We start from the raw sequence: 13,092 nt of genomic DNA, 5'->3' as shown, positions 1-13,092 counted from the left end.
AACCACTTGCGCTTCCGATCTCTCGTTAGCGGGAGGCGAATTCTACAGCGTTACTCGCTGCTGTCAACACCTCTTTTTCACCGCTTTCGACCGAGAAGATCGAACCGCCGATAGAGCCAAACAACACCGCTCTACCTGCTCCTTCCGGGCTTCGATGACCTGAAACCCAACACCTTCGAAACTTACTTAACTCGTTGAATCTCAAGGAGTTTTCCGTTTCGACTGCGCCGGAAGTGGGGCGAATTATAGACTTCCAGAATCTGCCGTCAACACCTATTTTCATAATTCTGTCACATCAGTCAAAAATCCCCGTAAATACAGAGGCCGGCGCCCAAGAGCGCCGGCCTCTTCATTTACCGATTACAAGCTGGGGAAAGCGAACTGCGAAGCCTCATGGCTGGCACGCTGCGGCCAGCGCTGGGTAATGGCCTTGCGACGGGTATAGAAACGCACACCATCCGGGCCGTAGGCGTGCAGGTCACCGAACAGCGAGCGCTTCCAGCCGCCAAAGCTGTGATAGGCAACCGGCACCGGCAATGGAACGTTGACGCCCACCATGCCGACTTCGATCTCATCGCAGAACAACCGCGCCGCCTCGCCATCGCGAGTGAAGATGCAAGTGCCGTTGCCATACTCGTGATCGTTGATCAACTGCATCGCCTCTTCCAGGCTATTGACCCGGACGATGCACAGCACCGGCCCGAATATCTCTTCCTTATAGATACGCATCTCAGGTGTCACGCGATCAAACAGGCAGCCACCCAGGAAGAAACCTTCCTCATGCCCGGTCACACTCAAGCCTCGGCCGTCGACCACCAGCGAAGCACCCGCCGCCACGCCGTCTTCTATATAACCACTGACTTTGTCGCGATGCTGCCCCGTCACCAACGGTCCCATGTCCAGCCCACAGGATGTACCTGCGCCAATCTTCAGCGCCTTGATCTGCGGCACCAGCTTGGACACCAGCGCATCCGCCACCTGGTCACCGACACACACCGCCACCGAAATCGCCATGCAGCGTTCGCCGCAGGAACCGTACGCCGCGCCCATCAGCGCGCTGACGGCATTGTCCAGGTCGGCATCCGGCATCAGCACCGCATGGTTCTTCGCTCCACCCAGCGCCTGGACGCGTTTGCCGCGCCGAGTGCCCTCGGCATAGATGTATTCGGCAATCGGCGTCGAACCGACAAAACTCAGCGCCTTCACTTCCGGTGCTTCGATCAGCGCGTCCACCGCAGCCTTGTCGCCGTGCACCACGCTCAATACGCCCTTGGGCAAACCGGCTTCCAACAACAACTGGGCGATCAGCAGCGTCGAACTCGGGTCACGCTCGGACGGCTTGAGGATGAAGCAGTTACCGCAAACGATCGCCAGCGGATACATCCACAGCGGCACCATCGCCGGGAAGTTGAACGGAGTGATACCGGCCACCACACCCAGAGGCTGAAAGTCTGACCAAGCGTCGATGTTCGGTCCTACGTTACGGCTGTATTCGCCTTTCAGGATTTCTGGTGCCGCGCAGGCAAATTCGACGTTTTCGATGCCGCGCTTGAGCTCACCGGCCGCGTCTTCCAACGTCTTGCCGTGTTCTTCACTGATCAACTGCGCGATGCGCGACTCGTTCTGCTCCAGCAATTGCTTGAAACGAAACATCACCTGCGCGCGCTTGGCCGCTGGTGTATTGCGCCAGGCCGGGAAAGCCGCCTTCGCGGCGTCGATGGCCTGCTGGATGGTTGCGCGATCAGCCAACGGCACTTTATGGATGGCCTGGCCAGTAGACGGGTTGAACACATCGGCGGTGCGAGCGCTGTCGCTCAGCAGTTCGCCATTGATCAAATGCGGGATGAGACTCATGGGGGACTCCAGAATTTATCCACAGGCGCCCGTGACCGGACGCCCGTTATCGAAAGCTATATAGAAGGACGTATCAGTCGAGCTTGTTCAGCACTTCACCGACCGCGTCGAACAGGCGATCCAAATCCTGCGGCTTGCTGTTGAACGTTGGCCCGAACTGCAGGGTGTCGCCGCCAAACCGCACATAGAACCCGGCTTTCCACAAAGCCATGCCAGCCTCGAACGGACGCACGATTGCATCGCCGTCGCGCCCGGCGATCTGGATCGCGCCGGCCAGGCCATAGTTGCGAATGTCGATGACGTTCTTCGCGCCCTTCAAACCGTGCAATGCGTTCTCGAAATGCGGGGCGATCTCGGCCACGCTCTGCACCAGGTTTTCCTTCTGCAGCAGGTCCAGCGCCGCCAGGCCAGCCGCGCAGGCCACCGGGTGCGCCGAGTAGGTGTAGCCGTGGGGAAATTCCACCGCGTACTCGGGCGTCGGCTGGTTCATGAACGTCTGGTAGATCTCGGAGCTGGCAATCACCGCACCCATGGGGATCGCGCCATTGGTGACTTGCTTGGCGATGCACATCAGGTCCGGGGTCACGCCAAAGCTGTCGGCACCGAACATCGAACCGGTGCGCCCGAAACCGGTGATCACTTCGTCGAACACCAGGAGAATGCTGTGCTGGTCGCAAATTTCCCGCAGGCGCTTGAGGTAACCCTCTGGCGGTACCAACACGCCGGCCGATCCAGCCATCGGTTCGACGAACACCGCAGCGATGTTGGAGGCATCGTGCAGTTCGATCAGCTTCAACAGCTCATCGGCCAAGGCGATGCCGCCCTCTTTCGGCATGCCACGGGAATAGGCATTGCTGGCCAGCAAGGTATGAGGCAAGTGGTCGACGTCCATCATGGCCTGGCCGAACAGTTTGCGGTTGCCGTTGACACCGCCGAGGCTGGTGCCGGCGATGTTCACGCCGTGATAGCCACGGGCACGACCAATCATCTTGGTCTTGGTCGCCTGGCCCTTGAGACGCCAGTAGGCGCGGACCATCTTCACCGCGGTATCGGCGCACTCGGAGCCGGAGTCGGTAAAGAACACATGATTGAGATTGCCCGGGGTCAGGCTGGTGATTTTTTCCGCCAGTTGGAACGACAGCGGATGACCATATTGGAACCCCGGCGAGTAATCGAGGGTGCCCAATTGCTTGGCGACTGCTTCCTGGATTTCCTTGCGGGTGTGCCCGGCGCCGCATGTCCACAGGCCCGACAGCGAGTCGTACACCTTGCGCCCCTTGTCATCCACCAACCAACTGCCTTCGGCAGCAACGATCAGGCGCGGATCGCGCTGGAAATTGCGGTTGGCGGTGTAAGGCATCCAGTGGGCATCCAGCTTGAGCTGGCTGGCCAGGGAACCGGCAGCGTGTTCAGGCATGTTCATCGACAAAACCTCGCAGGTCATAAGCGACAGGGGATCGAAAGCGTTCTTGCAGCTAAGTTGCCACGGCGATAAAGTCGGTGAAATCCAACTTTTGTAACCTTCAGTCGGTGGATCACTAAACTATGAGCGTTCGTCGTCCCGATCCACTGGCCCAGGTCAGCGACTTTGATATTCGCCTGCTGCGCATTTTCCGCAGCGTAGTGGAGTGTGGTGGCTTTTCCGCCGCTGAAACCGTGCTTGGCATCGGTCGCTCGGCCATCAGCCAGCAGATGAGCGACTTGGAGCAACGTCTCGGCCTGCGTCTGTGCCAGCGTGGGCGCGCGGGTTTTTCCCTGACCGAGGAAGGTCGCGAGGTGTATCAATCGGCGTTGCAGCTATTGAGCGCACTGGAAAGCTTTCGCACCGAAGTCAACGGCCTGCACCAGCATTTGCGCGGTGAGTTGACCATCGGCTTGACCGACAACCTGGTCACCCTGCCCCACATGCGCATCACCCACGCCCTGGCTCAATTGAAAGAACGCGGGCCCGACGTACAGATCCAGATCCGCATGATCGCCCCCAACGAAGTCGAGCAAGGCGTGCTCGACGGGCGCCTGCATGTCGGCGTAGTTCCCCAGGCCAGTGCCTTGTCCGGGCTGGAATATCAACCGCTGTACAGTGAACGATCGTTGCTGTACTGCGCGGTCGGGCATCCACTGTTTTATGTCGATGACCAGCAACTCGAAGACGCTCGCCTCAACAGCCAGGACGCCATCGCCCCCACGTTCCGCCTGCCAGCCGAAATCCAGGCCCATTACCAAGCGCTCAATTGCACCGCCAGCGCATCGGACCGCGAAGGCATGGCGTTCCTGATTCTCACCGGGCGCTACATCGGTTACCTGCCCGATCACTACGCCAACCTCTGGGTCCAGCAAGGTCGGTTGCGGGCTTTGAAACCGGCGGCACGGTTCTATGACCTGAGCCTGGCGTCGGTTACGCGCAAGGGTCGCCGGCCTCACCTGGTGCTGGAGAGTTTTCTCGAAAGCCTGGCGGCAACCCGCTAATCCTGTAGGAGCCATCAAGAGGCTTTTAGTGTAATGGCACTTGTCGGATCGATGCCGGTGCGCTATCAACGCATTTGCTTGCCCACAGACCCAGCCCGGAAACGCCCATGACCTTTGAAGTCCCTGCCCACGGTGGCAAGCCCACCAGCCGCATTCGTCAAAAGAACGAAGAGACGATCCTCAAGGCTGCCGAAGATGAATTCGCCCGTCACGGGTTCAAAGGCACCAGCATGAATGCCATCGCCCTCAAGGCCGGGCTGCCCAAGGCGAACCTGCATTACTACTTCACCAACAAGCTCGGCTTGTACGTGGCGGTGCTGAGCAACATCATCGAGTTGTGGGACAGCACCTTCAATACCCTCACCGCCGAGGACGATCCGGCCGAAGCCTTGACCCGCTATATCCGCGCCAAGATGGAGTTCTCTCGCCGCCAACCCCAGGCGTCGCGACTGTTTGCCATGGAAGTGATCAGCGGTGGCGAATGCCTGACCGAATATTTCAACCAGGATTATCGCGCCTGGTTCAATGGTCGGGCGGCCGTGTTCCAGGCCTGGATCGATGCCGGCAAGATGGACCCGATCGACCCGGTGCACCTCATTTTCCTGTTGTGGGGCAGCACCCAGCATTACGCCGACTTCGCCACCCAGATCTGTCGCGTTACCGGTCGCAGCAAGTTGACCAAGCAGGACATGATCGAGGCTGGCGACAACCTGATCCGTATCATCCTCAAAGGCTGCGGCCTGACACCTGCCCTCTAAGATCGCCATGTCCTTTACTCTTACCGGCTTTTGCGAATACCGCGAAGAAATTCGCAAAAGCCGCTTCATCACGTTCGCCGCGCCCATCACCAGCCCCGCCGACGCCCAAGCGTTCATCGAGCAACACAGCGACCGGGATGCCACGCACAATTGCTGGGCCTGGAAACTCGGCGACCAATATCGCAGCAACGACGATGGCGAGCCGGGAGGCACCGCCGGGCGGCCGATCCTGGCCGCGATCGAAGCCCAGGCCTGCGATCAAGTCGTGGTGCTGGTGACTCGCTGGTACGGCGGGATTCAACTGGGCACGGGTGGGCTGGCCCGGGCTTATGGCGGCGGCGCGAACAAATGCCTGCAAAATGCCGAAAAAACCGAATTGATCAGTCGCGTGGCGCTGCGTTGTTCCTGCGGGTTCGCCGAACTGGCCCTGGTGAAACTGCGCGTCGCCGAATGCGGCGGATTGGTCAATGAAGAAAGCTTTACGGCCAATGGCGTAGACCTTCAACTGGCGGTGGGCGAAGCGCAGATCGGAACATTGCAAACGCACCTGGCTGACCTCAGCCGTGGGCGGATTCTGCTGGCACGTTGAGATCAGCCTGCGATCTTTCACGGCGTACCGCAAACGTTCAACTTGCCCACATCCACTGTGCACCCGACTGTGGATAACCTGAGCACATCCCTCTGTAACCCTTCTGTCATGCGGGTTTGAGCGGGTTGCTCATTTTTCAGCCAAAGTCCCGCCGAACCGAAAAATCCATCCACAAAACAAACGCTTGCGGCGGTTTATCACTTTTAGAAGAAAGCCCGGCTGTGCTTATGCCCGAGCTCCAGGCTTGCACACAATAACTGTGGAGCAACCTGTGGATAACCCGTTCATGGCTCCTGCCACCCCATGAAGGGCATGGCTCGCAGCCGCTTGCTCAATTTTTAACCACCCATTTCAGGGCAAACCGATGCCTGCGCAAAACTTGCGCGCTCCAAGTCAGTGCAAAATTTTCCAAAGACAGATACCCAGACTACATGCCGAGGGCCTTGGCGACGCGGGGCGAGGCAATTTCCTGACCTGATGGCCAGGAAATTGCTTTATCCACAGGCATTCCTGTCCATTGGCCTGAGCCTGTCATGTCCAACCCCGATTCCATCGCGCGCCTGCAATTGCGCAACATCAGCAAACGCTACCCCGGTTGCCTGGCTAACGACGCCATTGACCTGAGCATCCAACCCGGCGAGATCCACGCTCTGCTCGGGGAAAACGGTGCAGGTAAAAGCACCCTGATGAAGATTATCTACGGCGTCACCCCTGCCGACTCAGGCGAGGTGATCTGGCAGGGTCAGCGCGTCAACCTGCGCAATCCGGCCCAGGCCCGCAGCCTGGGTATCGGCATGGTGTTCCAGCATTTCTCGCTGTTCGAAACCCTCACCGTTGCGCAAAACATTGCCCTGGCAATGGGCGCGGCAGCCGGTACGCCGGCGCAACTGGAACCCCGGATCCGCGAGGTTTCACAACGCTATGGCATGGCGCTGGAGCCGCAGCGGCTCGTCCACAGCCTGTCGATTGGCGAACGCCAGCGGGTAGAGATCATTCGCTGCCTGATGCAGGACATTCGCCTGCTGATTCTCGATGAGCCGACCTCGGTGCTCACACCCGTGGAAGCCGAAGAACTGTTCGTGACCCTGCGACGCCTGGCGAGCGAGGGCTGCAGCATTTTGTTTATCAGCCACAAGCTCGGGGAAGTGCGAGCGCTGTGCCACAGCGCCACGGTGCTGCGCGGCGGGCGGGTGTCGGGGCATTGCACCCCGGCGCACTGCTCGGACCGGGAGTTGGCGCAACTGATGGTCGGCGAAGCGGCCGGACTGATCACGGACTACCCCAAGGCCAGCGCAGACAAAGCCTTCCTGCAAATCAACAAGCTGTCCTGGCACAACCCGGACCCGTTCGGCTGCTCGTTACGGGACATTGACCTTGAGGTCTGCTGCGGCGAAATCGTCGGCATCGCCGGGGTGGCGGGCAACGGCCAGGACGAATGGCTGGCGTTGCTCAGCGGAGAAACTGCGCTTGCCCGACAGCAAGGCGAAACGATCCGATTCGACGGGCAACCCGTGGCTCACCTGCGCCCCGACGCCCGTCGCCGGCTCGGGCTGGCCTTTGTCCCCGCCGAGCGCCTGGGCCATGGCGCCGTGCCGCAATTGAGCCTGGCGGATAACGCCTTGCTCAGCGCTTTCCAACAGGGCTTGGTCAGCCACGGACTGATTCGCCGCAGCAAGGTCGAACACTTGGCCGAGGAGATCATCCGCCGCTTTGGCGTGAAGACACCCGACACCAAAACTCCAGCGCGCAGCCTCTCGGGAGGCAACCTGCAGAAATTCATTCTCGGCCGGGAAATCCTCCAACAACCGAAGCTGCTGGTGGCCGCTCACCCGACCTGGGGCGTGGACGTCGGCGCGGCGGCGACCATCCATCGCGCCCTGATTGCCCTGCGCGACGCAGGCGCGGCGATTCTGGTGATCTCCGAAGACCTCGACGAGTTGTTCCAGATCAGCGACCGCCTCGGCGCCTTGTGCGGCGGGCGTCTGTCGGCCTTGAGACCCACCGTCGAGACCCGGCTCAGTGACGTCGGCGGCTGGATGGCCGGCCAGTTCGACGCCCCTCAATCCCCTGCCCCCGCACCGGTTTAACGGAGTTCTACATGCTGCTTTCTCTCGAACCTCGCGGCCAGCAATCGCGCCTGATGCTCTGGTGCTCGCCGCTACTGGCCGCCGTGTTGAGCCTGACCTGTGGCTCGCTGCTGTTCATCGTCCTGGGGCACGACCCGCTGCAAACGCTGTACACCCTGTTGATCGCCCCGATCAGCGATCTGTACGGCGTGTCCGAGTGGCTGGTCAAGACCTTGCCAATCTTGCTGTGCGCCCTCGGCCTGGCAGTGGCCTATCAGGCGCGTATCTGGAACATCGGCGCTGAAGGCCAACTGCTGCTGGGCGCCCTGGCCGGCAGTGCCTTGGCGGTGAACATCATCGACATGCAAAGCCGCTGGGCACTGGTGCTGATCCTGCTCACTGGCACCCTGGCCGGTGCCGCCTGGGCCGGGCTCACGGCGTGGCTGCGCACGCGCTTCAATGCCAATGAAATCCTCACCAGCATCATGCTCAATTACATCGCCCTGAACCTGTTGCTGTTTTGCGTTCACGGGCCGTTGAAAGACCCCGCAGGTTTCAACTTCCCCGAGTCGGCGATGTTCGGCGAGGCCAGTCGCCTGCCGTTGCTGCTGGAGGATGGTCGGGTCCATGCCGGGCTGTATTTCGCCCTGCTGGCGCTGGTGGCGGTGTGGGTGTTGCTGCAGAAAAGCTTCGTTGGCTTTCAGATCAAGGTACTGGGCCTCGATGCCCGCGCCGCCGGTTTCGCCGGTTTTCGCCAGAAGCCGTTGGTGTGGCTGGCGTTGTTGATCAGCGGGGCACTGGCCGGGCTGGCCGGCGTCTGCGAAGTGACTGGGCCGATCGGGCAACTGGTGCCGCAGGTGTCGCCGGGCTACGGCTATGCAGCAATTACCGTGGCGTTCCTGGGTCGCCTCAATCCCATTGGCATTCTGTTTTCCAGCCTGTTGATGGCGTTGCTGTACATCGGCGGCGAGAGCGCGCAGATGTCGCTGAACCTTCCCCAGGCCATCACCCAGTTGTTCCAGGGGATGATGCTGTTTTTCCTGTTGGCCTGCGACGTGCTGATCCTGTACCGACCACGCCTGAACCTGCGCTGGGCCCGGCGCACCCGAACCACCGCTGTACAGGCAGGAGCGCTGTGATGGATATCGACCTGTTGAGCAATATTTTCTACGCCATGGTCCGCTGCGGTACGCCGTTGCTGCTGGTGGCCCTGGGTGAATTGGTCTGCGAAAAAAGCGGCGTCCTCAACCTGGGCCAGGAAGGCATGATGCTGTTCGGCGCGGTGATCGGTTTTATCGTCGCATTCAACAGCGGCAACCTCTGGCTCGGCGTGCTGCTGGCGATGGCCGCCGGCATGCTGTTGTCGGCGTTGTTCGCGCTGGTGGCGCTGGTCTTCAACGCCAATCAGGTCGCCACCGGGCTGGCGCTGACGATTTTCGGTGTGGGCCTGTCGAGTTTTGTCGGGGCGGCCTGGGTCGGTAAACCGCTGGCGGGATTCGAGCCGCTGGCGATTCCTTACTTGAGTGACATTCCACTGATCGGGCGGATGCTGTTTGCCCAGGATCTGCTGGTTTACCTGTCCTTCGCCCTGTTTGCCCTGGTGGCGTGGATGATTGTGAAAAGCCGCGTCGGGTTGATCATCCAGGCCGTCGGGGAAAATCCCGATGCCGCCAGTGCCATGGGCCTGCCGGTGTTGCGGGTGCGGACCCTGGCGGTACTGTTTGGCGGCGCCATGGCCGGGTTGGCCGGCGCCTATCTGTCGCTGGCCTACACGCCGATGTGGGCCGAGAACATGAGCGCCGGGCGCGGCTGGATCGCCCTGGCGCTGGTGGTGTTCGCCAGTTGGCGGGTGTGGCGCCTGCTGCTGGGCGCCTACCTGTTCGGCCTCGCCAGCATCCTGCACCTGGTGGCCCAGGGACTGGGCCTGGCGATCCCGTCGAGTCTGCTGGCGATGCTGCCGTATGCCGCGACCATTGTGGTGCTGGTGCTGTTGTCCCGGGACGCCGTGCGCACCCGGCTGTATGCGCCGGTGTCGCTGGGGCAACCTTGGCAGGCGGGGCATTGAGATAGACCGCGGCGTGCCTATCGCGGGCAAGCCTTGCTCCCATAGATTTTCATAAGTCCCACAGATTTTTCAGTGATCTGTGGGAGCAAGGCTTGCCCGCGATGAGTCCCGAACAGGCAACACCTGAACCAAGCCCCACACCACCTCGAAAAACAGGAAAACCCACAACACCGCACTGGCCCCATGCAGCAGCGCATACAGCATCCAGGCCGAAAACAGAAACCGCCCCGTCGCGTCATAACGCCCGTACAGCGCCTGCGGATCGCGAATCCGCAGCACCGCCCACACGCAGACAATCGAACCGAGCAGATTCACCATCAACACATGCGCCGGCGCAAACGGCGGCAGTTCCCCAGGCAGGTCGAATAGCTGAGTCATGCTCATCAACACACCATGCAGCGCCGCAAAGCTCCACGGCGTGACCAGCGCGGCCGACACGATCAGGTCGTACCAGGCGCTGCCAAGCACCACCCGGCGGTATTGCATCGAAGTCCACATACACTTTGCTCCAGATAATTGGGGAGCGAAAAGGCTAAAGCCTGGGGTATGCTCCAAGGTCAAGTCCTCTGGAGTCCCACAATGCGCATCGGTGAATTAGCCCAGGCCTGCGCCGTCAGTCGAGACACGCTGCGTTTCTATGAGCAGCGGGGCCTGATCGCGGCGACGCGCAGCGCCAATGGCTATCGCGACTACCCCGCCGACATGGTCCAACTGGTGCTCTATATCAAGACCGCCCAACGCCTGGGCTTTACCCTGGGCGAGATCAGCGCCAGCGTCGCCGCCCTGTGGAACGCCCCCGACCCGGACTGCGCCGTGACGCAATTGCTGCAAGACAAACTGAACCTGATCGAAACCCGCATGACCGAACTCGACGCATTGCGTCACGAGCTGAAACAACGGCTCGGGCAACGCTGTCCATTAAATCCATGACCTTTTTCTTTCAAGGATGCCTCTCATGAATTCGGCAAGAAACGCATTGATCATCGGCGCCTCCCGAGGCCTGGGCCTTGGTCTGGTGAAGACGCTGCTCAGCGATGGCTGGAACGTGACCGCCACCGTGCGCAACCCGCAGAACGCAGAGGCTTTGAGGGCACTGGGCCCGGTACGGATCGAAAAACTCGACATGGACGACCAGCAAGCCGTGATCGCCCTGAGCCAACAGCTCAAGGGCGAGACCTTCGATCTGTTGTTCGTCAACGCCGGCGTCAAGGGCCCGGACAACCAGAACCCTGGCGGCGCGACGCTGGCGGAAGTCGGCCAGTTGTTCTTCACCAACGCGGTGGCGCCGATCAACCTGGCCCAACGTTTCGTCGGCCAGATCCGCGACGGCAGCGGCGTGCTCGCCTTCATGAGTTCGGTGCTGGGCAGCGTGACCATGCCCGACGCACCGGAACTGGCGCTGTACAAGGCCAGCAAGGCGGCGCTCAACTCCATGACCAATAGCTTTGTCAGCCAGTTGGGCGAGCAGGCAGTGACCGTGCTGTCGCTGCACCCGGGTTGGGTCAAGACCGACATGGGCGGTGAAGGGGCGGACATCGACGTCGACACCAGCACCCGCGGGCTGATCGATCAAGTGAATGCCTTTGCCGGCAAGGGTGGGCATCACTTCGTCAACTACCGGGGCGAGACGATTCCCTGGTAAACACCCGATACCCTGTGGAACACCGATAACCCTGTGGGAGCGAGCTTGCTCGCGATGGCGCCAGATCAGTCAACATTGATGTTGGATGTCAGGCCGCTATCGCGAGCAAGCTCGCTCCCACATTGGTGCCGGGTCTGGCACTGGAAATGCGTCCGACAACCTGAGTAAACTCCGCACCTCGCCCTATCCAACGGGCGACCCTGGATCAGCAGACAGGGCATCACTGAGCTGGCTAACCTGAACCCACTTTCAGAGGAGCCGGCCACCATGCCTGCGACCCGTACCTGGTTAAAAAATCCCCTCGCCATTTTCACGGCCAACGACCTCGATGCCCATGGCGGCCTCGTCCTGCAGGACGGTGTGATCGTCGAACTGCTGAGCGCCGGCCAGCAACCCGCCCAGCCCTGTGACCAGATCTTCGACGCGGGCGAGCATGTGATCCTGCCGGGCTTGATCAACACCCATCATCACTTCTATCAAACCCTGACCCGCGCCTGGGCGCCGGTGGTGAATCAGCCGCTGTTTCCGTGGTTGAAAACCCTCTACCCGGTGTGGGCGCGGCTGACCCCGGAAAAACTTGCCCTGGCCAGCAAAGTGGCCTTGGCCGAGTTGCTGCTGTCGGGCTGCACCACGGCGGCCGACCACCACTACCTGTTTCCCGAAGGCCTGGAAAATGCTATCGACGTGCAGGTGCAGAGTGTTCGTGAACTGGGCATGCGCGCGATGCTGACTCGCGGTTCCATGAGCCTGGGCGAGGCCGACGGTGGCTTGCCGCCGCAGCAGACCGTGCAGCAGGGCCAGGTGATTCTCGACGACAGCCAGCGCTTGATCGCCGAGTACCACGAGCGCGGCGACGGCGCGCAGATCCAGATTGCCCTGGCGCCCTGCTCACCGTTTTCGGTCACGCCGCAGATCATGAGCGCCAGCGCCGAACTGGCAGAAAAACTCGACGTACGCCTGCACACGCACCTGGCCGAAACCCTCGATGAAGAAGCGTTTTGCCTGCAACGCTTTGGCCTGCGCACCGTGGATTACCTGGACAGCGTCGGCTGGCTTGGCCCACGTACCTGGCTGGCCCACGGCATTCATTTCAACCCGGATGAAATCGCCCGTCTCGGCGCCGCCGGCACCGGCATCTGTCACTGCCCGAGTTCGAACATGCGCCTGGCCTCGGGCATTTGCCCGACCCTGGACCTGACCGCCGCCGGCGCTCCCGTGGGCCTGGGGGTAGACGGTTCGGCGTCCAACGATGCCTCGAACATGATCCTCGAAACCCGCCAGGCGCTGTACATCCAGCGCCTGCGCTACGGCGCGCAAGCGATCACGCCGGAGCGCGTGCTGGGCTGGGCGACCCGGGGCTCGGCGCAACTGCTCGGGCGCAGCGATATCGGTGAACTGGCGGTGGGCAAGCAGGCCGACCTGGCGCTGTTCAAGCTTGATGAGCTGCGCTTCTCCGGCAGCCACGATCCGATTTCCGCACTGCTGCTGTGCGGCGCGGATCGGGCGGATCGGGTGATGATCGGCGGGCAATGGCGGGTCATCGACGGGCAGGTCGAGGGGTTGGATTTGAAGGGCTTGATTGCTGACCACAGCCAGGCGGCGCGGGAGTTGATCGCCGGTACCTGACCCAACGCCGTCGCGGGCAAGCCTTG

General features: G+C 61.4%; 12 protein-coding genes. 9 read left to right on the top strand and 3 right to left on the bottom strand.

Going from position 1 to position 13,092, the window contains the following annotated elements; translation table 11 throughout:
* Positions 1-360: 360 nt before the first annotated feature.
* Together LQ215_RS08580 and LQ215_RS08575 are read right to left on the bottom strand one after the other, a co-directional pair.
* A complete protein-coding gene (locus LQ215_RS08580) occupies positions 361-1,854 on the bottom strand; it encodes a CoA-acylating methylmalonate-semialdehyde dehydrogenase (protein WP_018605104.1) in 1,494 nt (497 codons plus the stop codon).
* A 73-nt stretch (positions 1,855-1,927) separates the two neighbouring features.
* Positions 1,928-3,277 (bottom strand): aspartate aminotransferase family protein, encoded by a 1,350-nt coding sequence (locus LQ215_RS08575; RefSeq protein WP_003197518.1) that lies wholly within the window; start codon positions 3,275-3,277, stop codon positions 1,928-1,930.
* 122 nt (positions 3,278-3,399) lie between these two features.
* Here LQ215_RS08575 and LQ215_RS08570 point away from each other — a divergent pair, with 122 nt between their 5' ends.
* The 6 genes from LQ215_RS08570 to LQ215_RS08545 all read left to right on the top strand — a co-directional run bounded on the left by LQ215_RS08570 (position 3,400) and on the right by LQ215_RS08545 (position 9,798).
* On the top strand, positions 3,400-4,320 hold the full coding sequence (locus LQ215_RS08570; RefSeq protein ID WP_207966750.1) for a LysR family transcriptional regulator: 921 nt from the start codon (positions 3,400-3,402) through the stop codon (positions 4,318-4,320).
* Positions 4,321-4,427: 107 nt separating this feature from the next.
* Positions 4,428-5,078 (top strand): TetR/AcrR family transcriptional regulator, encoded by a 651-nt coding sequence (locus LQ215_RS08565; RefSeq protein WP_058542942.1) that lies wholly within the window; start codon positions 4,428-4,430, stop codon positions 5,076-5,078.
* A 7-nt stretch (positions 5,079-5,085) separates the two neighbouring features.
* A complete protein-coding gene (locus LQ215_RS08560) occupies positions 5,086-5,667 on the top strand; it encodes an IMPACT family protein (RefSeq protein WP_230148830.1) in 582 nt (193 codons plus the stop codon).
* 533 nt (positions 5,668-6,200) lie between these two features.
* Positions 6,201-7,754 carry an ABC transporter ATP-binding protein gene (locus tag LQ215_RS08555; RefSeq protein WP_230148828.1) on the top strand — a complete coding sequence of 518 codons (1,554 nt, stop codon included), beginning with the start codon at positions 6,201-6,203 and terminating at the stop codon, positions 7,752-7,754.
* Positions 7,755-7,765: 11 nt separating this feature from the next.
* Positions 7,766-8,872 (top strand): ABC transporter permease, encoded by a 1,107-nt coding sequence (locus tag LQ215_RS08550; protein ID WP_230148826.1) that lies wholly within the window; start codon positions 7,766-7,768, stop codon positions 8,870-8,872.
* Positions 8,872-9,798: an ABC transporter permease gene (locus LQ215_RS08545; protein ID WP_013692177.1), complete on the top strand. Its 927-nt coding sequence runs from the start codon at positions 8,872-8,874 to the stop codon at positions 9,796-9,798. The genes LQ215_RS08550 and LQ215_RS08545 overlap by 1 nt, the downstream gene beginning before the upstream one ends.
* 69 nt (positions 9,799-9,867) lie before the next feature.
* Here the strand turns inward: LQ215_RS08545 and LQ215_RS08540 are convergent, their stop codons facing one another.
* Positions 9,868-10,296: a hypothetical protein gene (locus LQ215_RS08540; RefSeq protein ID WP_230148824.1), complete on the bottom strand. Its 429-nt coding sequence runs from the start codon at positions 10,294-10,296 to the stop codon at positions 9,868-9,870.
* Between the two features lie 81 nt (positions 10,297-10,377).
* Between LQ215_RS08540 and LQ215_RS08535 the strand changes: the two genes are divergently transcribed.
* The 3 genes from LQ215_RS08535 (at position 10,378) to LQ215_RS08525 (ending at position 13,066) form a co-directional block, all read left to right on the top strand.
* A complete protein-coding gene (locus LQ215_RS08535; protein WP_058545036.1) occupies positions 10,378-10,728 on the top strand; it encodes a MerR family transcriptional regulator in 351 nt (116 codons plus the stop codon).
* Positions 10,729-10,753: 25 nt separating this feature from the next.
* Positions 10,754-11,440 carry an SDR family oxidoreductase gene (locus LQ215_RS08530; protein WP_230148822.1) on the top strand — a complete coding sequence of 229 codons (687 nt, stop codon included), beginning with the start codon at positions 10,754-10,756 and terminating at the stop codon, positions 11,438-11,440.
* Positions 11,441-11,707: 267 nt separating this feature from the next.
* Positions 11,708-13,066 carry an 8-oxoguanine deaminase gene (locus LQ215_RS08525; RefSeq protein ID WP_230148820.1) on the top strand — a complete coding sequence of 453 codons (1,359 nt, stop codon included), beginning with the start codon at positions 11,708-11,710 and terminating at the stop codon, positions 13,064-13,066.
* Positions 13,067-13,092 lie beyond the last annotated feature (26 nt).

It is taken from the genome of Pseudomonas brassicacearum (assembly GCF_918698105.1).
Lineage (GTDB): Bacteria > Pseudomonadota > Gammaproteobacteria > Pseudomonadales > Pseudomonadaceae > Aquipseudomonas > Aquipseudomonas brassicacearum_F.
The sequence above is the reverse complement of the archived record's forward strand: the minus strand, read 5'-3'. Positions and strand labels throughout refer to the sequence as shown.

Coding starts and splice junctions, on each gene's coding strand:
- LQ215_RS08580 (WP_018605104.1), bottom strand. CDS start 1,854: ATGAGTCTCATCCCGCATTTGATCAATGGCGAACTGCTGAGCGACAGC.
- LQ215_RS08575 (WP_003197518.1), bottom strand. CDS start 3,277: ATGAACATGCCTGAACACGCTGCCGGTTCCCTGGCCAGCCAGCTCAAG.
- LQ215_RS08570 (WP_207966750.1), top strand. CDS start 3,400: ATGAGCGTTCGTCGTCCCGATCCACTGGCCCAGGTCAGCGACTTTGAT.
- LQ215_RS08565 (WP_058542942.1), top strand. CDS start 4,428: ATGACCTTTGAAGTCCCTGCCCACGGTGGCAAGCCCACCAGCCGCATT.
- LQ215_RS08560 (WP_230148830.1), top strand. CDS start 5,086: ATGTCCTTTACTCTTACCGGCTTTTGCGAATACCGCGAAGAAATTCGC.
- LQ215_RS08555 (WP_230148828.1), top strand. CDS start 6,201: ATGTCCAACCCCGATTCCATCGCGCGCCTGCAATTGCGCAACATCAGC.
- LQ215_RS08550 (WP_230148826.1), top strand. CDS start 7,766: ATGCTGCTTTCTCTCGAACCTCGCGGCCAGCAATCGCGCCTGATGCTC.
- LQ215_RS08545 (WP_013692177.1), top strand. CDS start 8,872: ATGGATATCGACCTGTTGAGCAATATTTTCTACGCCATGGTCCGCTGC.
- LQ215_RS08540 (WP_230148824.1), bottom strand. CDS start 10,296: ATGTGGACTTCGATGCAATACCGCCGGGTGGTGCTTGGCAGCGCCTGG.
- LQ215_RS08535 (WP_058545036.1), top strand. CDS start 10,378: ATGCGCATCGGTGAATTAGCCCAGGCCTGCGCCGTCAGTCGAGACACG.
- LQ215_RS08530 (WP_230148822.1), top strand. CDS start 10,754: ATGAATTCGGCAAGAAACGCATTGATCATCGGCGCCTCCCGAGGCCTG.
- LQ215_RS08525 (WP_230148820.1), top strand. CDS start 11,708: ATGCCTGCGACCCGTACCTGGTTAAAAAATCCCCTCGCCATTTTCACG.